Origin of the sequence: Buttiauxella agrestis (assembly GCF_900446255.1) — a bacterium.
GTDB lineage: Bacteria > Pseudomonadota > Gammaproteobacteria > Enterobacterales > Enterobacteriaceae > Buttiauxella > Buttiauxella agrestis.
Genome location: NZ_UIGI01000001.1, coordinates 893989 through 919030, shown reverse-complemented (window position 1 = coordinate 919030; position 25042 = coordinate 893989). Strand labels below are relative to the sequence as shown.

23 protein-coding genes are annotated in these 25042 nt (G+C 50.1%); 9 read left to right on the top strand and 14 right to left on the bottom strand.

The annotated features are described in order from the left end of the window. Positions 1-20 precede the first annotated feature (20 nt). Entirely contained in the window at positions 21-1448 is a 1428-nt protein-coding gene (locus DY231_RS04420; protein WP_115627423.1) for a glycoside hydrolase family 1 protein, read from the bottom strand. A 7-nt stretch (positions 1449-1455) separates the two neighbouring features. Beyond that, entirely contained in the window at positions 1456-2793 is a 1338-nt protein-coding gene (locus tag DY231_RS04415; RefSeq protein ID WP_115627422.1) for a PTS sugar transporter subunit IIC, read from the bottom strand. Between the two features lie 295 nt (positions 2794-3088). Here DY231_RS04415 and DY231_RS04410 point away from each other — a divergent pair, with 295 nt between their 5' ends. After that, entirely contained in the window at positions 3089-4117 is a 1029-nt protein-coding gene (locus DY231_RS04410) for a LacI family DNA-binding transcriptional regulator (protein WP_115627421.1), read from the top strand. Here the strand turns inward: DY231_RS04410 and lysA are convergent. Then, entirely contained in the window at positions 4090-5349 is a 1260-nt protein-coding gene (lysA, locus tag DY231_RS04405; protein WP_115627420.1) for a diaminopimelate decarboxylase, read from the bottom strand. The genes DY231_RS04410 and lysA overlap by 28 nt on opposite strands. 113 nt (positions 5350-5462) lie before the next feature. Between lysA and DY231_RS04400 the strand changes: the two genes are divergently transcribed. Beyond that, positions 5463-6386, top strand: a complete 924-nt coding sequence (locus tag DY231_RS04400) for a LysR family transcriptional regulator (RefSeq protein WP_115627419.1) — start codon at positions 5463-5465, stop codon at positions 6384-6386. 1 nt (position 6387) lies between these two features. Here DY231_RS04400 and DY231_RS04395 read toward each other — a convergent pair whose 3' ends face one another. Further along, the gene (locus tag DY231_RS04395; protein ID WP_115627418.1) at positions 6388-7554 is read right to left on the bottom strand and encodes an MFS transporter; all 1167 of its coding nucleotides are present in this window, start codon (positions 7552-7554) and stop codon (positions 6388-6390) included. A gap of 86 nt (positions 7555-7640) precedes the next feature. Then, entirely contained in the window at positions 7641-8336 is a 696-nt protein-coding gene (locus tag DY231_RS04390) for an aspartate/glutamate racemase (protein WP_115627417.1), read from the bottom strand. Positions 8337-8501: 165 nt separating this feature from the next. On the opposite strand from DY231_RS04390, the gene DY231_RS04385 reads away from it, so the two are divergent. After that, positions 8502-8825 (top strand): cupin domain-containing protein, encoded by a 324-nt coding sequence (locus tag DY231_RS04385; RefSeq protein WP_034498106.1) that lies wholly within the window; start codon positions 8502-8504, stop codon positions 8823-8825. A gap of 59 nt (positions 8826-8884) precedes the next feature. Here the strand turns inward: DY231_RS04385 and wzz(fepE) are convergent, their stop codons facing one another. Beyond that, positions 8885-10000, bottom strand: a complete 1116-nt coding sequence (gene wzz(fepE) / locus DY231_RS04380) for an LPS O-antigen length regulator Wzz(fepE) (protein ID WP_115627416.1) — start codon at positions 9998-10000, stop codon at positions 8885-8887. A gap of 573 nt (positions 10001-10573) precedes the next feature. Between wzz(fepE) and DY231_RS04375 the strand changes: the two genes are divergently transcribed. The 5 genes from DY231_RS04375 (at position 10574) to DY231_RS04355 (ending at position 16033) form a co-directional block, all read left to right on the top strand. Beyond that, positions 10574-11464 (top strand): carbohydrate ABC transporter permease, encoded by an 891-nt coding sequence (locus DY231_RS04375; RefSeq protein WP_034498111.1) that lies wholly within the window; start codon positions 10574-10576, stop codon positions 11462-11464. Beyond that, positions 11457-12371, top strand: coding sequence for a carbohydrate ABC transporter permease (locus DY231_RS04370; RefSeq protein WP_115627415.1), 915 nt, complete (start codon positions 11457-11459; stop codon positions 12369-12371). The genes DY231_RS04375 and DY231_RS04370 overlap by 8 nt, the downstream gene beginning before the upstream one ends. Positions 12372-12384: 13 nt before the next feature. Continuing rightward, positions 12385-13512: an ABC transporter ATP-binding protein gene (locus DY231_RS04365; protein WP_115627414.1), complete on the top strand. Its 1128-nt coding sequence runs from the start codon at positions 12385-12387 to the stop codon at positions 13510-13512. A 15-nt stretch (positions 13513-13527) separates the two neighbouring features. Next, positions 13528-14817, top strand: a complete 1290-nt coding sequence (locus DY231_RS04360; protein WP_115627413.1) for an ABC transporter substrate-binding protein — start codon at positions 13528-13530, stop codon at positions 14815-14817. A gap of 85 nt (positions 14818-14902) precedes the next feature. Then, positions 14903-16033 carry an oligogalacturonate lyase family protein gene (locus DY231_RS04355; RefSeq protein ID WP_115627412.1) on the top strand — a complete coding sequence of 377 codons (1131 nt, stop codon included), beginning with the start codon at positions 14903-14905 and terminating at the stop codon, positions 16031-16033. A gap of 48 nt (positions 16034-16081) precedes the next feature. Here the strand turns inward: DY231_RS04355 and kduD are convergent, their stop codons facing one another. Further along, complete coding sequence (kduD, locus tag DY231_RS04350) at positions 16082-16843, bottom strand: 2-dehydro-3-deoxy-D-gluconate 5-dehydrogenase KduD (protein WP_115627411.1); 762 nt, start codon at positions 16841-16843, stop codon at positions 16082-16084. A 391-nt stretch (positions 16844-17234) separates the two neighbouring features. Between kduD and DY231_RS04345 the strand changes: the two genes are divergently transcribed. After that, positions 17235-18410, top strand: a complete 1176-nt coding sequence (locus tag DY231_RS04345; protein ID WP_115627410.1) for an oligogalacturonate lyase family protein — start codon at positions 17235-17237, stop codon at positions 18408-18410. Positions 18411-18577: 167 nt separating this feature from the next. Here DY231_RS04345 and DY231_RS04340 read toward each other — a convergent pair whose 3' ends face one another. The 7 genes from DY231_RS04340 to DY231_RS04310 all read right to left on the bottom strand — a co-directional run bounded on the left by DY231_RS04340 (position 18578) and on the right by DY231_RS04310 (position 25040). After that, positions 18578-19273, bottom strand: coding sequence for an oligogalacturonate-specific porin KdgM family protein (locus tag DY231_RS04340; protein WP_034498124.1), 696 nt, complete (start codon positions 19271-19273; stop codon positions 18578-18580). Between the two features lie 469 nt (positions 19274-19742). Beyond that, positions 19743-20924 (bottom strand): acetyl-CoA C-acetyltransferase, encoded by a 1182-nt coding sequence (locus tag DY231_RS04335; protein WP_115627409.1) that lies wholly within the window; start codon positions 20922-20924, stop codon positions 19743-19745. Between the two features lie 38 nt (positions 20925-20962). Further along, positions 20963-21973, bottom strand: coding sequence for a sensor domain-containing diguanylate cyclase (locus DY231_RS04330; protein ID WP_115627408.1), 1011 nt, complete (start codon positions 21971-21973; stop codon positions 20963-20965). Positions 21974-22113: 140 nt separating this feature from the next. Continuing rightward, positions 22114-22476 carry a hypothetical protein gene (locus DY231_RS04325; RefSeq protein WP_115627407.1) on the bottom strand — a complete coding sequence of 121 codons (363 nt, stop codon included), beginning with the start codon at positions 22474-22476 and terminating at the stop codon, positions 22114-22116. After that, a complete protein-coding gene (locus tag DY231_RS04320) occupies positions 22460-22981 on the bottom strand; it encodes a chemotaxis protein CheW (protein WP_115627406.1) in 522 nt (173 codons plus the stop codon). The genes DY231_RS04325 and DY231_RS04320 overlap by 17 nt, the downstream gene beginning before the upstream one ends. Next, a complete protein-coding gene (locus DY231_RS04315) occupies positions 22978-24666 on the bottom strand; it encodes a diguanylate cyclase (RefSeq protein WP_256682637.1) in 1689 nt (562 codons plus the stop codon). The genes DY231_RS04320 and DY231_RS04315 overlap by 4 nt, the downstream gene beginning before the upstream one ends. An 11-nt stretch (positions 24667-24677) precedes the next feature. Beyond that, positions 24678-25040 carry a response regulator gene (locus DY231_RS04310; protein WP_115631762.1) on the bottom strand — a complete coding sequence of 121 codons (363 nt, stop codon included), beginning with the start codon at positions 25038-25040 and terminating at the stop codon, positions 24678-24680. Positions 25041-25042: the final 2 nt, after the last annotated feature.

Here is a 25042-nt window from a genome sequence, read left to right as displayed (position 1 = left end):
TTATCAAATTCCGTACCCAATTATTTCCATTCATCATCAACGTTGAGCTGCAACGTGCGAGTTTCACCCAGCGTCCGATACCAATGCGCAGATTTTTTCGCCCGCCGCTGGCGATTGTTTTGCAGGTTAATTTCAATCAAACCGTAGCGATTTTTGAAGGCGTTCATCGGCGAGACATTGTCGGTAAACGCCCACAGCATATAACCCTGGCAGTTAGCGCCATCTTCGCGAGCGCGCAGCGTCTGGTACAAATGCTCGCTGATAAACGCGATACGATAGTTATCTTCAATCACGCCGTCAGCATTGCGGAATTGCGCTTCGTTTTCTGTTCCCATCCCGCTTTCTGCGACAAACCACGCAATATTGCGATATTCCGTTTTTATCCGCATCGCCATGTCATAAACGATACGTGGATAGATTTCCCAGCCACGCGACTTATTCATACGCCGCCCTGGCAATTCAAACGGCTCGTAATAATATGCAGGATGGAATGGCGTTTCCGGGTTCCAGGCGCGTGACGGCGCTTTTACGCGATGTGGATAATATAAGTTGATACCCAGTTCATCGACGGTATTTTCCCGGATAATCGCCAGCTCTTGTTCGGTGTAATCCCATTTAATATCATGTTTTTCCAGTAGTTCGATAAGCTGCTGCGGATACTCACCGTGCACCAGCGGGTCTAAAAACACGCGGTTGTAAAACAGATCGTATATCTGTGCCGCTTGCTGGTCATGGGCAGCGCTGGAGCGCGCATAAGTCACTTCTGGATTAAGAATGCAGCCAACGGTTCCGCTGTAGCCTTTTTCGCGGAAAAGTTTCACGACTTTCGCCGTGGCGAGGTTTTTGTGGTGATTCCACTGCATCCACTTATGAGTATTTTGCTCATACGGCCAGCGCAACGCGTCAAGATAAACGCGGGTTTGCACCACAATCGGCTCGTTGAATGTAAACCAGCGATTCACTTTATGCGCGTAACGGGCAAACACTTTTTCAGCGTACAAGACAAAAAGCTCGACCACTTTCTTCGATGCCCAGCCGCCGTAGGTTTCAAATAAAACAGCAGGCAATTCATAGTGCTCAAGGCAAATCATCGGTTCGACGCCGTTGCGGTGCATTTCATCGATTAAGTTGTCGTAGTACTGAGCATATTCCTCATCGACTACACCATTTTCATAGTCCGTGAAAAAGCGCGACCAGTTGATAGAGGTGCGGTAGTGCGTTAATCCCGCCTGTTTCATCAACGCCACATCTTCGCGATAGCGATTGATAAAATCCGTCGCGACCGCCGGGCCGTAGCCTTCATGCCATACATGTCTGTCGTTTTTGTACCAGGCGTCGAGCCAGGAATCCTGCCCTTCTTTTTTGCCACTCCAGCCTTCGGTTTGCCAGGCCGATGCCGCAGCACCGAGTATAAAATCTGCTGGAATAGTGATTTTTACGTTGCTCATGCCTTCCTCACACGTTTTTGGCAAGTTGTTGCTGTTCGGCCTGTAACTGCGCTTGTTCAGCACGGCGCGAGGCTATTTTCACAAACGGCAGGTAAATCAGAACCGAAACCAGAATACAGCCCAGTTGCGTGACGACCGCGCCCATCGAACCGGCGGTAGAAAGCCAGGCGTTAATCAGCGGCGGCGTGGTCCATGGCACCATCACAACGGCTTTACCGGCAAAACCCATTGCCGTTGCGAAGTAGCCAATAGAGCCGGTAACCAGCGGCGTAATAATGAAAGGAATTGCCAGAATAGGGTTGAGCATAATCGGCATACCAAAAATCACCGGCTCATTGATATTGAAGATCCCAGGGCCGAACGACAGTTTGGCGATTTCTTTCATCTCTTTGCGCTTCGTCGCAATCATCACCGCAATCAGCAGCCCAATCGTTAAACCGGAACCGCCAATACTCATATACACATCCCAGAACGGCATGGTGATGATGTTAGGGATCTCTTTGCCTTGCTCGAATGCGCTCATGTTGACGGTAATCGCCCCGAGGAGCAGCGGCTCGCGGATAGGTTTGATCATCTGATTACCGTGAATACCGATAACCCAAAACAGTTGTGCGACAAACATCAGCAGCAAAATTCCCGGCAGGCTTTGCACCACTTTCTCCAGCGGTTGCTGCACCACCTGATACACCGCGTCGTAAAGGTACATGCCGGTAGTTTGGTGGAAAACAAAACCAAACGTCGCGATGGCGGTAACGGTAATGATCGAGGGGATCAGCGCGGAGAAAGAGGCGGAAACGTTAGGCGGAACGGTATCCGGCATTTTGATCTTCAGGCCTTCGCGCTTTTCCAGCCAGCAGTAAATTTCCACCGACAAAATAGCGATAAACATGCCGAGGAACAGGCTACGGGTGTCAGAAAACTGGCGCGCCAGAATGTCTTTCACCATATGCATTTGCCCATCGACCATCATTTCGATGGTGGTTGGCGTCACGCAAATAAAGCAGATAACCGCCAGCAAGCCTGGGAACAGACTTTTGATGCCGTTGATTCTGCCTAATTCGATACCAATCAGGAACACCGCGCCAATGTTTAAAAAGTTAAGCGTGGCGTAGTTAATCGCCGCGGTAATCGGCTTGAGTTGGGCGAGAAACGACAGTGCAGAAAAACTGGCGAGGCCGTTTTTAGGATCCAGCACCATATTCGAGATGAGGACCGAAAATGCCCCGACGATAATCACCGGCATCAGGGTAATGAAGGAAGCTTTGATCGCCATAATATAGCGGTAGCTATTGAATTTAGTGGCAAAACTTCCCAGAGAGTCGATTAACTTTTCCTGCAAAGCCATAGGGTATACCTCAGTGTTGTCGTTTTTTATTATGTAGGGTGATGTTTAACGAACGATTTGGTATGCCAAAAATAGAACCAACTCATTAACATTTCCGTGATAAACGTCCCACATTGTTATATTGGAATTCCAATATGGATAATCTGGTATACCAAATAAATATAAGTTGCCTGAATCATTCAAAAGCGTGATCCGGCACGACAATTGCTGCTAGCGCCATGTTTCATCATCACAGCGTGATAAACTAGCGCCATTATGCGACCACGCGGCAAGCGTCTTAATCAGGAATGAATTGATGGTAACAATGCTGGATGTCGCGCTACGCGCAGGCGTTTCCAAAGCAACGGTATCACGCGTGCTTAACGGAATTGGGCAAGTTAAAGAGAGCACCCGCGAGCAGGTGTTTACCGCCATGGAAGAACTGGGCTATCGCCCTAATTTTCTGGCGCGATCGCTGGCGAACCGTAGCAGTAATAGTGTCGGTTTGGTGGTGTCGACTTTTGACGGGTTCTACTTTGGCCGCCTGTTGCAACAAGCCTCACGGCAGACGGAAGCCTGGGGCAAGCAATTGATTGTCACCGATGGGCACGATACGCCGCAAAAAGAACTCGAAGCCGTGCAAATGCTGGTCGACCGCCATTGCGATGCCATCGTGCTGTACACCCGTTTTATGAACGAACGTACTTTATTGTCGCTAATGAATAGCATCAAAGTCCCGCTGGTCGTGATTAACCGCGATGTTAGCCAGGCGCGCGATCGCTGCGTTTTCTTTGAACAGCAGGATGCTGCGTTTCAGGCGACCGATTATCTCATTGAGCAAGGCCATCGAGATATCGCCTGCATTACCGTACCCATTTCTACGCCAACCGGCCAGGCACGTCTGATGGGTTACAGAAAAGCATTGCAAAAACATGGCATCGCTTTTAACGAAGACCGAGTGAAATATGGCGATTCAAGCATGGTGCTTGGCCATAAATTGTGTCAGGAATTACTGGAAAGCCAGGTGCCATTTAGCGCCCTGTTTGCCTGTAACGATGATATGGCGCTGGGCGCTTCAAAGGCGCTGCATCAGGCTGGAGTGCGGATTCCGCAGGATATTTCGTTGTTTGGTTTTGATGATGCCCCGAGCGCGCAGTGGCTTGAACCCGCGTTATCCAGCGTTTATCTGCCTATCGACAGCATGATCACCACCGCAATCGATCAGGCGATAAAACTGGCAAACGGCGAGCCGCTTAAAGCTATCCCGCCGTTTGTCGGCAAACTGGTGTTACGCGAGTCAGTCGGCCCTGGCCCGTATTACATTTCCAACGCCAGCAATTCCTGAATGGTCTGACGGCGGCGAATCAGTCGCGCCACACCATTATCAAATAACACTTCAGGCAACAATGGGCGGCTGTTGTAATTGGACGACATCGATGCGCCATACGCGCCGGTGTCGTGCAGCACTAAGTAATCGCCGACCTGCACGGGCGGCAGCGCGCGCGTTTCCACTTTACCGCCTTCCTGCTGGGTAAACACATCACCCGACTCACACAGCGGCCCGGCGACTACAGTTTCTACCCGCGGGAGTGCGGCGAGTTCACGTCCGTCCCCTGCCAGAGCGGAAATATGGTGATAGCTGCCGTACATCGACGGACGCATCAAATCGTTAAACCCGGCGTCAATCAGCACGAAGTGGCGCGACCCCATATTTTTAACCGAGCGCACCTGCGCCACCAGAACCCCGGATTCCGCCACCAGGAAACGCCCCGGTTCGATTTCCAGCTTGACCGGATGCCCCAGGCGCTGAGCGATTTTCTCACGCGCCGCATTCCACAAGCCGTAATAGTGATCGGTATCGATGGTTTCTTCGCCTTCGCGATACGGAATAGACAAACCCCCACCTGCGGAAATCGCCTCCAGATCCTGACCAAAATCAATCACCTGCTGCACCATTGCGCCACAAACACGCTCGAGATGGCCATAATCCACGCCGGAACCAATGTGCATATGAATGCCCACCAGGTGCAGTTTATAGCGCTGGATAACTTCTAACGCCTGCGGCAAATCTGCATGCCAGATACCGTGTTTACTGTTTTCGCCACCGGTATTGGTTTTCTGGCTGTGGCCGTGACCGAAACCAGGATTAACGCGCAGCCAGACGCGATGGCCCGGCGACACTTCACCAAGCTGTTGCAGCATATCCACGGAACCCGCGTTCACCGGAATCTGCTGTTCAGCCACCAGCGCCAGCGTCGATGGATCAATCATATCGGCGGTGAATACGATATCGTTTTTGTTTTCCATCGGGTTATAGCCCGCCGCCAAAGCACGGACAATTTCCCCCTCTGAAACCGAATCCACTTTCACGCCCTGCTCGCGCATCAGACGCAGAATGTGAATGTTAGAACACGCTTTCTGCGCAAAACGAATCACATCAAACTGGCGCAACTGGGCAATCTGCTGGCGAATAATTTCAGCGTCATAAACCCAGACCGGGCAGCCAAATTCCGCGGGCAATGCCAGCAGGTTTTGCGCATTCAGCGCGGTGTCGGTGTTATTGAGTGGGCGTGGCATGGTGGCTCCGGCAACATTTCATTTTTTTGTATTACGCCATACCGCGAAGTGAAGAAAAAATATCGATTTCTCTCGAGTCTATGCAAAACTGATATGGAAAACAGGAGATCGTTATGCCCTCAATAACCTTACGCCATATCGAAATTTTCCACGCGGTGATGACCGCTGGCAATCTGACTGAAGCAGCAGGGCTGCTGCATACGTCGCAGCCAACCGTCAGCCGTGAGCTGGCGCGGTTTGAAAAGCTGATTGGCCTGCAATTATTTGAACGTAGCCGCGGGCGGTTACATCCCACCGTGCAGGGTTTACGCTTGTTTGAAGAAGTGCAGCGATCCTGGTATGGACTGGACAGAATTCTGAATGCCGCCGAAAGCCTGCGTGAATTTCGCCAGGGCGAGTTGTCGATTGCCTGCCTGCCGGTGTTTTCACAATCTTTTCTGCCAGTATTAGTGCAGCCGTTTCTGGCGCGTTACCCTGAATTAAGTCTCAATATCGTGCCGCAAGAATCACCGCTGTTAGAAGAGTGGCTTTCTGCCCAGCGCCACGATTTAGGGTTGACCGAAAATACCGTGACGCCCGCCGGAACCGAACGCCAGACGTTGCTGACGCTCAACGAAGTCTGCGTGTTGCCCGCAAGCCATCCCCTCGCCCATAAAAAAGTGCTCACGCCGCAAGATTTTGCCGGGGAAAACTACATCAGCCTTTCGCGCACCGACAGCTATCGCCAGTTGCTGGATTCACTGTTTCAGGAGCACGACGTCAAGCGGCGCATGGTGATGGAAACACACAGCGCAGCGTCAGTTTGTGCGATGGTGCGGGCCGGAGTGGGCGTGTCGGTCGTCAATCCGTTGACGGCTCTGGATTACGCCTCAAGCGGTGTTGTCGCACGGCGCTTTAGCGTGGCGGTGCCATTTACCGTGAGCCTGATTCGCCCCCTGCACCGCCCTGCTTCCGCGCTGGTTAGCGCTTTTAGCGAGCACTTACAAACCAATATGCAGGTTTATATCGAGCCGCTAAATGCGCTGCTGGATGCCTGATTTAATGTTCGGTGGCCGGGTGCTGATGCCCGGTGCCATTGCTGAAGTTAATCAAGCAGATAACCAGGCCAATTGCCGCAAGCCCTGCTGCCGCGACCGGAACCGCCGTCAGTCCGAAACCGTGCGCAATCACAGAGCCGCCAACCCAGGCACCTAATGCGTTGCCGACGTTAAATGCGGCAATATTGAGCGTGGAAACCAAATTCGGCGCATCTTTGCCGTGCAGAACCACGTTGATTTGCAGCGCGGGAACCGTCGCAAATGCCGCCATCGCCCAGAGAAACAGCGTAATTTCAGCCAGCCACAGGCCGTGACTGGTCCAGCGGAACAGCAGTGAGAAAATGGCAATCAGGCTAAAACTCAGGATTAAACTAAAAGAAACTTTCCAGTCTGCCAGGCGCCCGCCCAAAATATTCCCTACCGTCAGACCGGCTCCCATCAGGAACAGTGTCCAACTCACCCCCTGATGAGTCACGCCCGTCACCTGCAAAAGCATTGGCGCAATGTAACTAAACAAAGCAAACATCGCGGCGGCAAAAAAGACCGTCATCGTCAAAGAAAGCCACAGTTTGCCGTTCGCCAGCGCGCTGACTTCGCGTCTGAGATTGGTCGGCGTGTGCTCTTTTTGCGATGGCAAACTGACAATCAGCGCAATAAACGCCACCACGCCAATGATTGCCACGCCCCAGAACGTCGAGCGCCAGCCGTACAATTGCCCAAACCAGGTGCCAATCGGCACGCCCAGCACGTTGGCTAACGTCAGGCCTGTGAACATCAGTGCCACTGCCGAGGCTTTGCGATTAGGCGCCACCAGGCTTGCCGCCACAACTGCGCCGATTCCGAAGAAAGCACCGTGACAGAGTGCCGTAATAATGCGAGCTAGCATGAGGAAGTGATAATTCAGCGCCAGCGCGCACAGGATGTTACCGACGATGAAAATCACCATCAGCAAGACGAGTGAGAGTTTGCGCGGTAATTTTGCCGTGAGCAGCGCCATGATCGGCGCGCCAATCGCCACGCCAAGCGCATAGCCGCTAATCAGCCATCCCGCCGCAGGAATAGAAATCGACAGATCCCCTGCGACATCGGGCAACAGGCCCATAATGACGAACTCCGTCGTGCCGATGGCAAACGCACTCATCGCCAGCGCGAGTAAGGAAACAGGCATGGAATTAACTCCAGATTGCAGAAATAACAAAAGGCGGGAGAGTGAACTCAGCCGCCAGATTACTTGGAATATGAACTAAAAAAATATTACTCAGCCAACATGAAATTGACCGCATCAGCGGCGTGAATAGCCGCGGTATCGAATACCGGGAGCGGGCAATCTTGTTGATTGAGCAACAAGCCGATTTCAGTGCAGCCAAAAATCACGCCCTGCGCGCCCTGTTCCTGAAGTTGGGTAATAACTTGCTGATAATACTGCTTCGACTCGGCGGTGATTTTGCCCAGACACAGCTCTTCAAAAATTATCTGGTTAATGCGCAAACGCTGCGGTTCATCAGGGATTAAGGATTCGATCCCAAATTCAGCCGTCAGGCGACCCCGGTAGAAATCCTGTTCCATGGTGTATTTCGTGCCGAGTAGCGCAACCTGATTGACACCTTGCGCCGTAATGGCACGGCCCGTCGCATCTGCGATATGTAAAAACGGCAGATCGCACTGTGATTCAATATGATGCGCCACCTTGTGCATGGTGTTGGTACACAGCACGATGCCTTCAGCACCTGCTTTTTGCAGGCCCAGTGCCGCTTGCGCCAGCATATCCCCCGCCCGATCCCATTCACCGCTGGCCTGGCATGCTTCGATTTCGTGAAAATCAACGCTGTGCAGCAGGATCTTTGCAGAGTGTAAGCCCCCTAAACGGTTCTTAACGCCTTCGTTAATCAAACGATAATAAGGGATAGTCGATTCCCAGCTCATCCCGCCCAGCAAGCCAATTGTTTTCATCACGTTTCACCTGTTCGTATTTATTCCATAGGTTATATCAGAGAGATGACAAAACGCGAAAGCGTGATCGGCCTTACAAAACACGGGGGTGAACTATCGCAATTGTATTTTTCAGGATACGATTATTTAAATGAAACAATGTTTCACATAACTAAGGATCGAGAAATGTTCACCTTTATTAAAGATACTCAACTGGAAGATTTAGGTGCGGGCGTGAGCCGCCGTATTCTGGCGCATGACGGTAAAATGATGGCGGTACAGGTTAATTTTGAAAAAGGCGCTATCGGCCCAATGCACAACCACCCTCATGAACAGCTGACTTATGTGCTGTCAGGTGAATTTGAATTCACCATTGGCGAAGAAACTCATCGCGTTACCGCAGGCGACACACTGTATAAAGAACCGCATGTGATGCACGGCTGCGTTTGTCTGGAAGCAGGTACTCTGCTTGATACCTTCACCCCAATGCGCGAAGATTTTCTGAAGTAATGGACAAACAAAAACGGCTTCTTTTCAGGAAGCCGTTTTGTGAAGCGTAATATGCGCGATTAGATTTCTTCAATATGCATACGTGATGCCAAAGCCCCACGAACTAAAACCAAACCAGATGCAACAATCAACCCCACCAACCCCGCCAGTATAATCATGAGGGCTTTACCCGGGCCGTCTTTTTTTAGTGGATATGATGGCTGCATTTGCAATTGATAAGACGTGAAATCAACATTGCCAAGGTTAATGGATTCTAATTGGCTCAGGGCATGCTCACGGTTTTGTAGTGATGCATTCATCTGCGCGACATCTTTAATCGACTGCTCAATCTTCAACTTCTCGGTCAGCCCTTTAGAACCAAGGGAAACAGAGTAATCAGGATCATCTTTTACCGCCTGCCCGTTGCTGTATACCGGTTTTTCCAGACCCGCAGCATTCGCCACCTGCAATGAGTATCCCAGGCGCTCCAGGTTAACATTATGTTGGTTCTGAAGGTTAACACGGTCGAGTGCCAGCTTATTTTTTTCAAATGCAACTTTGAGTTCGATTGCATTTTTCACATTGGTAATAATGTCTTTATTCACTTCAGCAGAAACAAAATCAACATAGCTTTTCAGCACTTGCTGGGCATCATCTGCGTCAGGCGCGGTAAAGCTCAGTGTCCATGAAGTATAAGGTGCATTGTCGCTTTTTTTAGGGTCGCTGTTGTCGATGGCTTTGAATTTTGCTGAAACACCAACAATTGCACGGTACAAGTCACTCTTATCTACATTTGGGTTTTTCAGCAGCGTTTGTACATAAGGAGATTGAGCCAGGAATTTTTCGCGCACTTCCTGAGAATCAAATTTCTTTAAAAACTTATTATAGAGGCGACCAGCATCAAGATTGGTTTCGACACCAAGCACGGTCAAATCCACCACCGCACGGCGTAATTCAATAATATTGCTATTTTCAGGTGGCGTGATCACCGCCTCGCTGGTCCATTTTTGTGGCAGCAGGAAACTGGCGGCCAACCCGCACAGTGCGAACAGAAGCGTAATTGTGACGATCTGTTTTTTAGCGGCGTAAAGTGTCGATAAGAGGCTCAATAAGTCTATCTCTTCATGCTGTGGGGCCATGAGCGGATAAGAAGACGTATTTTCTAATAGATTGGATTTCATTTCGATGGAAGACATAACTAGCCAGTTTTTTAAAATATTAAGAAAAAGACCTGCTTTCGTTACTCACACAAGTGAGCGCAACACCTACGTCATATTTTTGGTCAGCAAGTAAGATTTAAACGGTGAGAAAGTAGGTACTTCTGTTCCTTATTCGTGTCATTGCCAGCGCAAATGCCCACCTGGTACAACATCCCGAATGACATGTAACACTCAGATAACAAAGAAACAAATTCACAACACAAAATGGAGCCCTTTAATGAGCGCCATTATTCACAAGAATTGTCTGAAAGACAACCACCAACTCTTGCAGTTTTCAAATTTTCGAAAATCGTGTTCTCTTTTCCCCTGTCCCGCGCAAAACCTCGTTCCCTTCACATAATCAAAACAGTGTTTCGACTTTGATCACATTTCCTTCATGAATTGAATGACTCAGTTACAAATCGTAATAAGATTATTTAAAACGCTGTTTTACAAATCAGGAACCATGGTTCGGATGTTTATGAAATCTATAAATCGATATGGATGATGAGCAACTGTAACGGTGATTTAATATTTCAATATCAATCAATTACCAGGGAATGAATATGTATGAATGAAAACAGAATGCTGGGATTGGCATGGATTTCACCCTACATAATAGGGTTGTTAGTCTTTACTGCCTTCCCGTTTGTTTCATCTTTCTTCCTCAGTTTTACTGAGTACGATTTGATGAACCCGCCGGTATTTAACGGTATCGAGAACTATCGCTACATGTTGACCGAAGATTCACTCTTCTGGAAATCCATGGGCGTGACGTTTGCCTACGTGTTTTTAACCATTCCGTTAAAACTCGCATTCGCACTCGGCATCGCATTTGTTCTGAACTTTAAACTGCGCGGCATCGGCTTCTTCCGTACTGCGTATTATATCCCGTCAATTCTGGGTAGCTCTGTCGCCATCGCAGTTTTGTGGCGCGCACTGTTTGCCATCGACGGCCTGCTGAACAGCTTTATTGGTGTGTTCGGTCTGGACCCGGTGAACTGGCTGGGCGAGCCTTCGTTGGCGCTGATGTCCGTTACGCTGCTGCGTGTCTGGCAGTTCGGTTCTGCGATGGTTATCTTCCTGGCAGCTCTGCAAAACGTTCCGCAATCACAGTATGAAGCGGCAATGATCGACGGTGCGTCTAAATGGCAGATGTTCATGAAAGTGACCGTGCCTTTGATTACGCCAGTCATCTTCTTCAACTTCATCATGCAGACCACGCAGGCGTTCCAGGAGTTTACCGCACCGTACATCATCACCGGTGGCGGCCCGACTCACTACACCTACTTGTTCTCGCTCTACATCTACGACACCGCGTTCAAATACTTCGATATGGGTTATGGCGCAGCGCTGGCGTGGGTACTGTTCCTGGTCGTGGCGGTCTTTGCCTCCATCGCCTTTAAGTCATCGAAATACTGGGTGTTCTACTCCGCAGATAAGGGAGGCAAAAATGGCTGATATCCAACCAAGCCAGCTAGCGGCTAAAAATGCGACGGACCTTGCAGAAGAAGAGATCGCGCAGACTTTGCGCCGTGAAAAAATCAGCCGCACTATCCGTTACGTGGTGCTGATTGCGGTCGGCCTGTTAATGCTCTACCCGTTGGTGTGGATGTTCTCGGCGGCGTTTAAACCGAACCACGAGATCTTCACCACGCTGGGACTGTGGCCATCAAACCCAACCAGCGACGGTTTCGTCAACGGCTGGAAAACCGGTACTGAGTACACCTTTGGTCACTACATGTGGAACACCATGCAGTATGTGATTCCAAAAGTGCTGCTAACCATTATCTCTTCAACGATTGTCGCTTACGGCTTCGCCCGTTTTGATATCCCGTTTAAGAAGTTTTGGTTCGCAACCTTGATTACCACCATGCTGCTGCCAAGCACCGTGCTGTTAATCCCGCAATACCTGATGTTCCGTGAAATGGGCATGTTGAATAGCTATCTGCCGCTGTGGCTGCCAATGGCATTCGCAACCCAGGGATTCTTTGTCTTCATGTTGATCCAGTTCCTGCGTGGCGTGCCACGCGATATGGAAGAAGCCGCGCAAATTGACGGCTGTAACTCCTTCCAGGTGCTGTGGTATGTGGTAGTGCCGATTCTGAAACCGGCCATTATCTCTGTCGCCCTGTTCCAGTTCATGTGGTCAATGAACGACTTTATCGGGCCGCTGATTTATGTGTACAGCGTAGACAAATACCCCATTGCACTGGCGCTCAAAATGTCTATCGACGTGACTGAAGGCGCTCCATGGAACGAAATTCTGGCAATGGCGAGCATCTCCATTCTGCCATCGATCATCATCTTCTTCCTGGCTCAACGCTACTTCGTACAAGGCGTGACCAGCAGCGGAATTAAAGGTTAAGTGAGGGAATATCATGGCTGAAGTTATTTTCAACAAATTGCAAAAAGTTTACTCCAACGGCTTCCAGGCGGTTCATGGTATCGACCTGAAGATTGAAGACGGTGAGTTTATGGTTATCGTCGGCCCATCTGGCTGTGCGAAATCAACCACCCTGCGCATGCTGGCGGGTCTTGAAACCATCAGCGGCGGTGAAGTCAGAATCGGCGACCGTGTGGTGAACAACCTGGCCCCTAAATCTCGCGGTATCGCGATGGTGTTCCAGAACTACGCGCTCTATCCACACATGACGGTGCGCGAAAACCTGGCGTTCGGCCTGAAACTGAGCAAGCTGCCAAAACAGCAGATTGAGTCCCAGGTAAATGAGGCTGCGAAAATCCTTGAGCTGGATGAGCTGATGGACCGCCTGCCGCGTCAGCTTTCTGGCGGCCAGGCACAACGTGTGGCCGTAGGCCGTGCGATTGTGAAAAAGCCGGATGTGTTCTTGTTCGACGAACCGCTATCCAACCTTGATGCCAAGCTGCGCGCGTCGATGCGTATTCGTATCTCCGACCTGCACAAACAGCTCAAGAAGAGCGGCAAACCCGCGACCACCGTGTACGTTACCCACGATCAGACCGAAGCGATGACCATGGGCGACCGTATCTGCGTGATGAAACTGGGCCACATCATGCAGGTGGATACGCCAGATAATCTTTATCACTACCCGAAAAACATGTTCGTGGCGGGCTTTATCGGTGCGCCGGAAATGAATATTCGCCCGAGCAAACTGATCGAAAAAGAAGGCCGTCTGCAAATTAGCGTCGGGAACGATACGCTGGCATTGAACGAGCGTCAGCAGAAGCGCTGCGCGGAGTACAAAAATCAGGACATCTTCTTCGGCATCCGTCCTGAGTTTATTTCAATCTCTGATGAACCGTTCGCTGAAAGCCATTCAAGCGGTGAAATGGTGCGTGTAGAGAATATGGGCCACGAATTCTTCATCTACCTGAAAGTAGCTGATTTTGAAATGACCTGCCGCATCCCTTCCGATGAAGCTAAGCCAATGATTGAGAAAGGCCTTCACCGCAAGGTGTATTTCAAGTTTGACATGGAAAAATGTCATATTTTCGACGCTAAAACAGAACAAAACATCTCACTCTGACAGGAGTCTATGATAATGAAAAAAGTGCTGTTAAGTACCCTGATTACCTCTACCTTAGCAATGGCTGCCGGTTCTGCATTCGCGGCAGATCAAGTGGATTTACGTATGTCCTGGTGGGGCGGTAATGGCCGTCATCAGGTCACGCTGAAAGCGGTTGAAGAGTTCCAGAAGCAACATCCGAACATTAAAGTGAAGTCGGAATACACCGGTTGGGACGGCCACTTGTCCCGTCTGACGACGCAAATCGCGGGCGGCACTGAGCCTGACGTAATGCAAACGAACTGGAACTGGCTGCCCATTTTCTCTAAAACCGGCACCGGGTTCTACGACCTGAATACCGTGAAGGGCGATTTGGATCTGGCGCAATTTGATCCGAAAGAACTGCAATCCACCACGGTTGACGGCAAGCTGAACGGGATCCCAATTTCCGTGACCGCGCGCGTGTTCTATTTCAACGACGAAACCTGGAAAAAGGCTGGCATCTCTTACCCTAAAACCTGGGAAGAGTTGATGGCAGCGGGCAAAACCTTTGAAAGCAAACTGGGCAAACAGTACTTCCCGGTGGTGTTAGAACACCAGGATACGCTTTCTCTGCTGCGCTCTTACATGGTACAGAAATACAACATTCCTGAAATCGACACGGCGAAAAAGCAGTTTGGCTACAGCAAAGAGCAGTGGGTCGAGTTCTTTGGCATGTACAAAAAGCTCATCGATAGCCACGTGATGCCTGACACCAAATACTATGCGTCATTTGGTAAGAGCAACATGTACGAAATGAAGCCGTGGATTGAAGGCGAATGGGCGGGGACTTACATGTGGAACTCCACCATTAACAAGTATTCCGACAACCTGAAGCCACCAGCAAAACTGGAACTGGGTTCTTACCCAATGCTGCCGGGTGCAACGGATGCCGGTCTGTTCTTCAAACCCGCGCAGATGTTCTCAATCAGCAAAACGACTAAGCATCCAAAAGAAGCCGCGATGCTGATCAACTTCTTGCTGAACGAAAAAGCAGGCGTGGAAGCGCTGGGTCTGGAGCGTGGTGTTCCATTGAGCAAAGCAGCTGTTACGCAACTGACGGCTGATGGCGTGATCAAAGATAACGACCCGGCGGTGGCGGGCCTGAAACTGGCGCAATCGCTGCCAAACAAACTGTCGACATCGCCATACTTTGACGATCCGCAGATTGTTTCCCTGTTTGGGACTTCTTTGCAGTACATCGACTATGGCCAGAAATCCGTAGAAGAAACGGCTGCTGAGTTTGAACGCCAGGGTAATCGTATTCTGAAACGCGCAATGCGCTAATTATTCAGCCTAAGTATTGAAATTCATGCCCTGCCCGTTTCATCGCGTGGCGGGGCATTTTTTTAGATTTCTCAGGAGAATCGTTATGGCTAAGGGTAAGAAAATTCAACTTTCCTTCCGCGCCCGACGCGACAAGGAAACCGGTACGGAAGTGCTTCGTTTAACGCCCCCGCACATCATTTGCCACCGCAATTATTTCTATCAAAAATGCTTTAGTCACGACGGGCAGCGGCTGATTTTCGGCGGCGCGTTCGAAGGCCACTGGAATTACTATTCGCTGGATTTAGACAAGCAAATTGCCACGCAGCTAACGGAAGGCGAAGGCGACAACACCTTCGGCGGATTTTTGTCGGCTGACGACCGGTCACTGTGGTATGTGAAAAACACCCGCGAATTACGCCGCGTCGATCTGGAGTCGCTCGAAGAATACGTCGTGTATGAAGTCGATGACGAATGGGTGGCCTACGGCACCTGGGTGGCGAATTCTGATTGCAGCCAACTGGTGGGGATTGAAATCAAAAAGAGCGACTGGTCACCGCTCACCACCTGGCAAAAATTCCGTGATTTCTATTTCACGAACCCGGAATGCCGTTTGATTCGTATCGATTTAAACAGCGGCGAGCAGCAAGTCATCCTGCAAGAAAAACGCTGGCTGGGTCATCCGATTTACCGACCGCTAGACGACGAAACCGTCGCGTTTTGCCATGAAGGTCCGCGCGATGCAATCGATGCCCGCATGTGGCTGATTAACCAGGATGGCAGCAATCTGCGTAAAGTTCGCCAGCACGAACAAGGTGAAAGTTTTACTCATGAATTCTGGGTACCGGACGGGTCTGCTCTCTATTACGTCGCGCACAAAGAAGGCGACGCGCACCGCTATTTATGCAGCGCCGACCCGCAAACGCTGGAGAATCGTCAACTGCGCACCATTCCGCCTTGCTCACATTTAATGAGCAACCACGACGGCTCGCTGGTTGTTGGTGATGGCGCACCGCATAAAACGGGAAATATCGATCTTAACGATCCCTTCATTTGGGTATTCGATCTTAAGAAAGGAACGCAAAAAGCGGTTTGTAGCCACAACACCTCCTGGAAAGTGTTGGATGGCGACCGTCAGGTGACGCATCCGCATCCGTCATTTAGCCCAGATAACCAATGGGTGCTCTACACCTCCGACGAAGAAGGCATGCCTGCGCTGTATTTAGCGAGAGTATAGATATAAAAAAACCTCCTGATTTCAGGAGGTTTGATTTTGTAGAGGGGATTAACGCGCTAACCAGCCGCCATCAACCGCAACGGTATAACCGTTGATGTAATCAGAAGCGGTTGACGCCAGGAACACGATTGGACCTTTCAGATCTTCTGGCAGACCCCAGCGACCCGCAGGGATACGCTCAAGGATTGCCGCGCTACGCTCTTCGTCAGCACGCAGCTGCTGAGTATTGTTGGTCGCCATATAACCCGGGGCGATAGCGTTCACGTTGATACCGTGTTGCGCCCACTCGTTCGCCAGCAGACGGGTCACGCCCATCACCGCGCTCTTAGATGCGGTGTAAGAAGGCACGCGAATACCGCCCTGGTAAGAAAGCATAGAAGCGATGTTGATGATTTTGCCGCCCTTGCCCTGAGCAATGAACTGGCGCGCAACAGCCTGAGACATAAAGAACACGCTCTTGATGTTCAGGTTCATCACGTCGTCCCAGTCTTTTTCGCTGAAGTTGATCGCGTCTTCGCGACGAATCAGACCCGCGTTGTTCACCAGGATATCGATTTGGCCGAACTCAGCAACCGCACGCTCCAGCAGAGACGGAATACCATCAATCTGACGCAGGTCAGCAGTCAGGCTCAGGAAGCGACGGCCCATCGCGGTCACGCGCTCGATGGTTTCAGCTGGCTCAACAATGTTGATACCCACGATGTCACAGCCCGCTTCAGCCAGACCGATAGCCATACCCTGGCCCAGGCCAGTATCACAACCCGTCACAACAGCAACTTTACCTTCCAGGGAGAACGAATCCAAAATCATGTAGGTTTCCTTTTTTATACGGGCTTGCTGTTAGCGCAAGCATCTCGGGGAAAATTTGTCTGCGCTAACTGCGCCATTCATAAATCACTTACGGTAAAAACACTGTTCCGTAATCTTTGATGGCGTAATACTAATCTTGTTGAAACCTCTTTTCAATTATAAATGAAACGATGTTTCAACTTTTGAGAGATAGTTTTCAAATTTGATATTCCGATCACGCTTACCCGCCATTTTCCCCTCCTGATCCATCAGTCTGATAAAAGTATTGTGAATGTTGTCACCGTTTAGTGAATGCAATCACACACATTGAAACAATGTTTTGATAAATTAACACCAGAAGTTCGAACGTAAATTTTCGGCAGATATGAATTGCCATTTAAAGGAGAGCATCATGGCTAAAGGTATGCGGGTTAAACTGGTTTATGAAGTGAGCCAGGACCCAGACACAGGCGTCGAAGTCACCCGCTTAACGCCACCGGAAGTAACGTGTCATCGTAATTACTTCTATCAAAAATGCTTCACTCAGGATGGCAGTAAACTCCTGTTTGCTGGCGAGTTTGACGGCAACTGGAATTATTATCTGCTGGATATCGCCGCCGCCGAAGCGGTGCAACTGACTGAAGGAACGGGCGACAACACCTTCGGTGGCTTCCTCTCTCCGGATGACAAATCCCTCTATTACGTGAAGAACGAGCGCACGTTACTGGAAGTCAATCTTGAAACGTTAGTTGAACGCGAAGTGTATCGCGTACCGGAAGACTGGGTGGGTTACGGCACTTGGGTGGCGAACAGCGATTGCACCAAATTAGTCGGTATCGAAATCTCCAAAGACGACTGGGTTCCGTTGAACGACTGGAAAATCTTCCATGACTTCTTCCACAAAGGGCCAAATTGCCGCTTACTGCGCGTTGATTTGCAAACCGGTGAAAGCGCCGTTATTCATCAGGAAAAAAACTGGCTCGGCCACCCGATTTATCGCCCGTTCGATGACAATACCGTCGCGTTCTGCCACGAAGGCCCGCATGACTTGGTCGATGCGCGGATGTGGATGGTCAACGAAGACGGGAGCAACGTGCGTAAAGTTAAGGAACACGCCGAAGGCGAAAGCTGCACCCATGAATTCTGGGTGCCAAACGGCTCATCGCTGATGTACGTTTCTTATCTGAAAGGCCAGCAAGGCCGAACCATTTATAGCTACAACCCGGACAACGGAATTAATGAAGAAGTGATGCAGATGCCTGCATGTTCTCACTTGATGAGCAACTTTGACGGCACGCTACTGGTAGGCGATGGCTCAGGTACGCCAGTCGATGTTAAAGATACCAGCGGTTATACCATCGATAACGATCCTTATTTGTATGCATTCGACGTGGCGAAGAAAGCTTATTTCCGCGTTGCCCGTCACGATACTTCCTGGGCGACATTTGCTAATAGCCGTCAGGTGACGCATCCGCATCCTTCATTTACTCCGGACGACAGCGCAATATTATTTAGCTCAGATAAAGACGGTAAACCGGCACTGTATATTGCAAAAATTCCTGCGAACCCAGAATTTATTCCCGCCTGATAGAAATATAGTGTGCCCTGTGTAGGCCTTGCCCTCTCATAATGAGAGGGCTTTTTTATATCATTTATCATTCAATTCACACCCAACATAATTCAGCTGTAAAAAAGCCCCCGCAAAAGCGGAGGCTCAGTGAAAGGATATTAATGAATGACGTTATTAATACGCTATTAGAAACTGTATGCCACACCGACGCGTAAACGGGTCTGGCGATCGTCACGGTCATTCACACCGACGTTGCCGACTTCACCATATGGAGCCCAGTTTTTATCCAGTTTATAAGCTAACTTCACATTATATTCTTGAGAATAAGGTTTGTTATTATTACGTGCGTTACCTTCTTCACTACGCGCATAAACGTAGTTCAGCTCTGTACGCCAGTCACCCATCACAAAACCAGCCCACGCATCACCACGGTTCACTTTATCATCTTCTTTATTCGCGCTTGCCGGGTAACGGGTGTAGTCATAACGGTAGCGGACTGCGACATAGAAACCATTGTCGAAGCTATATTGTGCGCGCAAGTTTGGCTTATAAATAGTACGACTGTCGTTACTTTCAATATTAAAACCTGGTGTTAACGAGAAGTTTTTATTGGCTTTCCATTGCCAGCTAATCGCTTCTTCATGTCCATTACCGATGAAATCAGCAAATGGCTGATCGGTATTATCACCGCCTGATTTCCATTTCGCTTCAACAGAGAAACCAAAACCATTTGCAAAACGATGCGAAACTGAGACGCGGTCAGCGTTGGTTTTATCCGTCTTACCACCGTCAATGTATTCATGGCGTAAGTCGACGGTTACAGCCTGTGCTGCAAAAGAAGCACCAATCAACATTGCCAGACCCAGAGTTTTCTTCAACATGTTTCTAATCCCTCATTGAAATATCGTTTCATTATTATGAAACTGGATTTTATTTTTAAATGAACAATATTTTAGTGATCGAGATCGTAAATGTTTATGTCAAAATACACACATGGCAATATTCGTGATGACTATCAACAAAACAAACATCAAAGCCTGACATTTGGCGACAGGCATCACATTAAAAGAGCTAAAAACACTTTTAAAAATGCATTTCAACGATGTTTAAGTTTATTTACACAGAAATACAAACCGACTTAAATAAAATTAAATCGGCAGATTTCTTAATAATAAAATTGAGAAATGAATAAAAATATGTGACGCAGTTAAATAAATCGGGGTGAGAGTGTGATCTATATAAAAGAAAAAAGCCTTCCGCTGGGAAGGCTTTAATTTACGCTGGTTATTTTTGTCGGATGACGCTGCGCTTATCCGACCTACGCTTGCGCTTTAAGAGTGATGGGTACTGTTAATCTCGTTCAATTGCCAGGGCAACACCCTGCCCGCCGCCAATACACAATGTTGCCAGTCCTTTTTTGGCGTCTCGCTTGATCATTTCATGCACCAGAGACACCAGAATTCGGCAGCCCGAGGCGCCAATGGGGTGCCCTAGTGCCAGCGCACCACCGTTAACATTCACTTTGCGCTCGTCCCATTCCAGCATTTTACCCACTGAAAGCGCCTGGGCCGCAAAGGCTTCGTTGGCTTCAATAAGATCAAGCTCTTCCAGCGTCCAGCCTGCACGCTCAAGGCACCGCTGAGTCGCCGTGACTGGCGCAATCCCCATATAGGCGGGATCCACTCCAACGCTGGCGAAAGCCCGAATGCGTGCCAGAACCGGTAAATTCAGCTCTTCGGCTTTGCTGGCGCTCATCATTAACACCGCTGCGGCGCCGTCATTAATTGAAGAGGCATTTCCTGCCGTCACGCTACCGGCGATATCAAATGTTGGCCGCAGCTGCGCTAACGCTTCGGCACTGGCATCGGTGCGCGGCTGTTCGTCAGTATCAACAATCACCAGTTTTCCACTATTCGACTCAAACGCCACCGGGACGATTTCATCTTTAAAACGCCCGGCATCGATTGCCGCCCGCGCTTTGTGTTGCGAGGCCAACGCGTAAGCATCCTGGCTTTCACGGCTAATACCGTATTCGCGAGCGAGGTTTTCAGCGGTGACGCCCATGTGGTAATCATTGAACGCGTCCCACAAACCATCGTGAACCAGGCTGTCGATGAGTTGGGAATTGCCTAACCCCGCGCCGTTTCGGCTATCGGCCAAAACGTGTGGCGCGCGACTCATGTTTTCCTGCCCGCCCGCAATCACCACATCCGCTTCACCGCATTGAATGGCCTGCGTCGCAAGATGCAGCGCTTTCAGGCCAGATCCGCACACGTCATTAATGGTGATGGCGGAAACAGACCAGGGCAAACCGCTGTTCAGTGCGGTCTGTCGCGCCGGATTTTGCCCGGCGCCTGCCGTCAAAACCTGCCCGAGAATAACTTCATCGACTTCCTGCTCGCTCACACCGCTGCGTTCAAGCAAGGCTTTCACTACTGCACTTCCCAGCTCTGAGGCGCTGCGCGGGGAAAGCGCCCCCTGAAAGCAGCCGATGGGCGTGCGTGCCGCTCCCACGATGACGACATCTTTCATTGTTTTCTCCGCAACGTTTGACTGCTAACCAGGAATGTTTAAAAGGCCCGACGATGCGCCTTTTCGACATACATCGCCGTATCGGCTTCACGCAAAGCCGTATCGTGGTCAATCTCAGCCGGATTGACCGCGACGACACCGATACTCGGGCCTGCATAATTAATCACACTGGAATGTAGCTGAAACTCGCCGGTCAGCAAGTTCGAGAGGCGAATTTTGAATGCCTGCGCAGCATGTTGTGCTTCGTCAGTATTTGACGGCCCAAATCCCGCCACGATAAATTCATCGCCGCCGACGCGTCCGATGATCTCGTCAGGGCGCGTTCCCTTTTGCAAACGCTGGCCTATTTCACACAAGAAGTCGTCCCCTGCTTCATGGCCGTGGATATCATTAATCTCTTTAAAATCATCCAGATCAGCAAACGCCAGCAGCACAAATCGGGCGTCGTCGCGGGCCTGTGAAAAGAGTTTGGGTAACTGTTCAAACACCGCGCGGCGGTTGGGTAAACCGGTCAGCTCATCCGTGTAACTGGCGGTCGTGAGCGCGGCATTGGCCTGCTGTAACTGCTGCAAAAGCTGTTCATTCTGAATCTGTTGAGCAATCAGTTGCGCAAAGAGTTGCAGCACTTGCTCGCTGCGGTCTGTCAAAATGCGATGCTCAGAACTGGCCGCGCACAGCGTGCCATATAAAGATCCATCTGCGAGCGTCACCGGGGTGCTGACATACGTCGTGATCCCCAATGCTTTCGCCGCCTGCGAATCCCCCCAGACTTTTGCCACATCGCTGGTGTAACGCTTGCCTTCATCCAGTGCACGCTTGCAAAGCGTATCGCCCCACGGCACTGAAAGACCTTCAGGAATCTGCATCTGGCGGGTATTTCGGGCAAACAGAATGTGCTGAAAACTGCTGTCCGGCTCAATACGGGTCAGGTAAGTGGACTCCATATTGGTCACCAATTCGAGCATCTCAAGCAACTGTCGGACAAGTCCTTCAAGCGTGTATTCAGATTCTAACGCGGTGGAAATGCGCTCGATAAGATTGTCAGACATAAAGCAGATAACCCTTTTTCGTTAACTCGGGGAGGCGGTCTTAGATGTGCACTTTTAACATATTTTGGAGGTGAGTTCCGCTGCCATTTATGGCATTTGAGGCTACGGGCAGGATTGAGAGATAACTGATAATTTCGTGGCTAGATTTTCCAGCTTAATAGTGGACTGATCCCCTCATCGCGCACCAAAGCCCGCAAAGCCGGAAGCTGGCAGCACTGTTTTAATAATTCCGGCAACGGGGAAATATCACTGTGCGGCAATAACACATTCTCCAGTTTCCCCCACAAATACCACCCCTGCTCCACATTACTTGCTGGAACAATCAGATGCAGATGCATCCCTTGTTCAGGTTCGTCAGGCAACCCTAACCATTGGCTTAAGCGCGGAATATCTTCGGCTTCATAAACAACCAATGAACAGCGCTGCACCTGAGTGGCAGGAATATAGAAGCGCTGGTTTCCCAGCGTGATGCGCACCGCCGCAAGACTAAGCCCTTGAGTCATAGCCGCTGGTTTCCAGGTAACGTGCGAAGACTAAATCCAGATCCAGTAACGCAAAATATTCGGAACCGACAGGCACAATGCCGACCACGATTTTCTGCATAGTGGCCGATAAGTTGTCCGCTGCCGGGTGAATCTGGCTCTCGGCAACCTCCAGCACATCAATTAACTTATCGACCAGAATACCGCTTTGCATTTTCTGGCCACGGCCAATCAGAATGGTGCGTTTACCCGCCTCCGTCGCAGGCGTGTCGAGCAGCTGATTAATATTAATCACAGATTCAACGCGCCCCCGGTAATTAATCACCCCTTCCAGAGAAGGCGGGCAACCCGGCACCCAGGAAACCGGGCGTTCAGCCATAATCTCTTTGATTTGCGAGCCGTAAAACGCGAATTTCTTCTCCGCCAGTTTGAATAACACCAGGCTGCATTGCGGTTCATCAACGTTGGTGATTTCGCGGTTTTCGTCTTGATAGTGACTTAAAATATGTTCCAGTTGCTCGCTCATGCGACGTCCTTATCATCGGCGAGGCAATAGCGATTGCGGCCATGCTGCTTCGCGCTATACAGAGCCTGGTCGGCACGCTCACGGATACTTTCGATTTTGTCGCCCGGCTGCCAGGAGGCAATGCCTGCGCTGAAGGTATTGCTAAAGCGGGTCTGGTTCACCGAGAAGTGAATTTTTTCAAAGCCCTGACGCAGTCTTTCAACAACTGCCGCCGCTTGTTCTTTGGTGGTCGCAGGCATAATTATCGCGAACTCTTCCCCGCCGTAACGCCCGACAATATCGGTGCTGCGTAAGCGATGAGAAAACAGCTGCGAAATCCCCAAAATTACCTGATCGCCCGCCACGTGGCCGTAGGTGTCATTGATATTTTTGAAGTGATCCAAATCGACCATCACCAGGCTAAAGGGAATACCGCTGTAGTTGGACTCGGTAATGGCGCTTTCCAGATAGTGCGTGGTGGTCGAGTGGTTATACAACCCGGTCAGGCTGTCCTGCGACATACGCGCCCGCAGGGTACGCATTCTTTCCGCACGAATCGACACCGCATTAATCAGCTCCTGCGGGTCGGCCTGCTTGATTATAAAATCTTCAGCGCCGGTGCTCATCGCCCCGAACTGAGTCGTTTTATTGGTTTCGCTCGACAAATACGCAATCGGCAAACCGATATGCTGCGGGATTTGACGGATAAGTTTCGTCAACTCTTCGCCGCTGTAATCCGGCATGTGGAAATCCATCAGCACGATATCAATCGGATGGGTGTTCAGCACGTTCAGCAAATGAGGAACTTGTGTCAGAACATGCACTTCCATGCCTGCCATGCGCAGCATTTCAGCGTTGTATTGCGCGACTTCCGGCTCGTCATCAATCAACAAAACCTGATACGGTTTTTTCAGCGAAGGCTGCGTTAATCGATGCAGTTCCTGGACTAAGTCGGTGGTGGAAGCGGGCTTAACATAATAGCCGTCGCACCCGGCTTTAATGGCATTAATACGGGCATGGAAATGGCTGTGGCAGGAAAGATAAAGCACCGGGAACGGTGTGCCGACTTTCTTTTTCAAATCAGACATCGCCAGCGGGCCGCCGTAGGCGTGTTCCGGGAAACTCACATCCATAATCACCACAGAAGGCGGCTGCGAGATAACGGCCTTGGTGAAATCAGCGGTATTGGTAAACACATAACAAATAAAGCCAAAGCAGCGCAGTTGCGTCGCCAGCAGCTCGGCCTGCTCGCTTTCATCATCACACAGGTAAACCGGCTTAATGGTGCGATTAATCGCCACTTCTTCCTGGCTTGAAGCGGCTATCGGGAATTTCACGAGTGAATCCCCGCCGCGCCGCGCGCTTTCCGCCTGCTCTTCGGTTAAGGCATAGAGCTGCTGAACTAACTCTTTTAGCTTCTGATAAAGCGAGTCGGGAAGCGTATTGCTCACCAACATATGCTCACCTTCCGCCGCCAGACTGGCTATTTTGGTGAAGCCAAACGAAGCGCTGGTGCCGTGGATGCTGTGCAGTAAAAGGTGTAATTGTTTATTGTCCGCATCCAAAGGTGCAGCCGTCAACTTCGCCAGCAGAGCGTCCGCTTGTTTCAGCATTTCGGGAATGCGCTGCAAAAATCGCTGGCGTAGACGAGCGATTTTATCCTGCGCGGTGTTCATCGTATTTTGCGTCAATTGTTGATTCATCATGATTTTTTAATTTATTGAGCAGCTACGTCTGGGTTGAGGATTTCATTCACTACGGCCACTAATCTTTCTGCCATATTCTCGTCTTTCTTCACCCAGCAATCAGGGATGATAGTAATGTCGGTCATCTCGCTGGCGCTGAGTAAAATAAACGGTTTTTTCCAGCCGTTGGCACGCAGCATCTCTAACAAGTCCAGGCCGGTAATGTCCGGCATATGGAAGTCGCTAATGACCAGACCGATTTCGCTGTCTGAGTCCAGATGGGCTAATGCCGTCATCGCACTTTCGGCAATAATCACTTCATAACCGCTCATTTCCAGAAATACCGAAGCCAACTCAGCCGAAAACAAATCGTCATCTACTAATAAAACACGCATTT

What these genes read in the sequence shown, in the direction of transcription:
- DY231_RS04370 (WP_115627415.1), top strand. Translation starts at nt 11,457, where the DNA reads ATGGCTGATATCCAACCAAGCCAGCTAGCGGCTAAAAATGCGACGGAC.
- DY231_RS04365 (WP_115627414.1), top strand. Translation starts at nt 12,385, where the DNA reads ATGGCTGAAGTTATTTTCAACAAATTGCAAAAAGTTTACTCCAACGGC.
- DY231_RS04315 (WP_256682637.1), bottom strand. Translation starts at nt 24,666, where the DNA reads ATGATGAATCAACAATTGACGCAAAATACGATGAACACCGCGCAGGAT.
- DY231_RS04375 (WP_034498111.1), top strand. Translation starts at nt 10,574, where the DNA reads ATGAATGAAAACAGAATGCTGGGATTGGCATGGATTTCACCCTACATA.
- DY231_RS04360 (WP_115627413.1), top strand. Translation starts at nt 13,528, where the DNA reads ATGAAAAAAGTGCTGTTAAGTACCCTGATTACCTCTACCTTAGCAATG.
- DY231_RS04395 (WP_115627418.1), bottom strand. Translation starts at nt 7,554, where the DNA reads ATGCCTGTTTCCTTACTCGCGCTGGCGATGAGTGCGTTTGCCATCGGC.
- DY231_RS04410 (WP_115627421.1), top strand. Translation starts at nt 3,089, where the DNA reads ATGGTAACAATGCTGGATGTCGCGCTACGCGCAGGCGTTTCCAAAGCA.
- DY231_RS04355 (WP_115627412.1), top strand. Translation starts at nt 14,903, where the DNA reads ATGGCTAAGGGTAAGAAAATTCAACTTTCCTTCCGCGCCCGACGCGAC.
- DY231_RS04420 (WP_115627423.1), bottom strand. Translation starts at nt 1,448, where the DNA reads ATGAGCAACGTAAAAATCACTATTCCAGCAGATTTTATACTCGGTGCT.
- DY231_RS04325 (WP_115627407.1), bottom strand. Translation starts at nt 22,476, where the DNA reads ATGACTCAAGGGCTTAGTCTTGCGGCGGTGCGCATCACGCTGGGAAAC.
- DY231_RS04415 (WP_115627422.1), bottom strand. Translation starts at nt 2,793, where the DNA reads ATGGCTTTGCAGGAAAAGTTAATCGACTCTCTGGGAAGTTTTGCCACT.
- DY231_RS04390 (WP_115627417.1), bottom strand. Translation starts at nt 8,336, where the DNA reads ATGAAAACAATTGGCTTGCTGGGCGGGATGAGCTGGGAATCGACTATC.
- DY231_RS04330 (WP_115627408.1), bottom strand. Translation starts at nt 21,973, where the DNA reads ATGTCTGACAATCTTATCGAGCGCATTTCCACCGCGTTAGAATCTGAA.
- DY231_RS04335 (WP_115627409.1), bottom strand. Translation starts at nt 20,924, where the DNA reads ATGAAAGATGTCGTCATCGTGGGAGCGGCACGCACGCCCATCGGCTGC.
- kduD (WP_115627411.1), bottom strand. Translation starts at nt 16,843, where the DNA reads ATGATTTTGGATTCGTTCTCCCTGGAAGGTAAAGTTGCTGTTGTGACG.
- DY231_RS04400 (WP_115627419.1), top strand. Translation starts at nt 5,463, where the DNA reads ATGCCCTCAATAACCTTACGCCATATCGAAATTTTCCACGCGGTGATG.
- DY231_RS04320 (WP_115627406.1), bottom strand. Translation starts at nt 22,981, where the DNA reads ATGAGCGAGCAACTGGAACATATTTTAAGTCACTATCAAGACGAAAAC.
- DY231_RS04340 (WP_034498124.1), bottom strand. Translation starts at nt 19,273, where the DNA reads ATGTTGAAGAAAACTCTGGGTCTGGCAATGTTGATTGGTGCTTCTTTT.
- DY231_RS04385 (WP_034498106.1), top strand. Translation starts at nt 8,502, where the DNA reads ATGTTCACCTTTATTAAAGATACTCAACTGGAAGATTTAGGTGCGGGC.
- DY231_RS04345 (WP_115627410.1), top strand. Translation starts at nt 17,235, where the DNA reads ATGGCTAAAGGTATGCGGGTTAAACTGGTTTATGAAGTGAGCCAGGAC.
- lysA (WP_115627420.1), bottom strand. Translation starts at nt 5,349, where the DNA reads ATGCCACGCCCACTCAATAACACCGACACCGCGCTGAATGCGCAAAAC.
- DY231_RS04310 (WP_115631762.1), bottom strand. Translation starts at nt 25,040, where the DNA reads ATGCGTGTTTTATTAGTAGATGACGATTTGTTTTCGGCTGAGTTGGCT.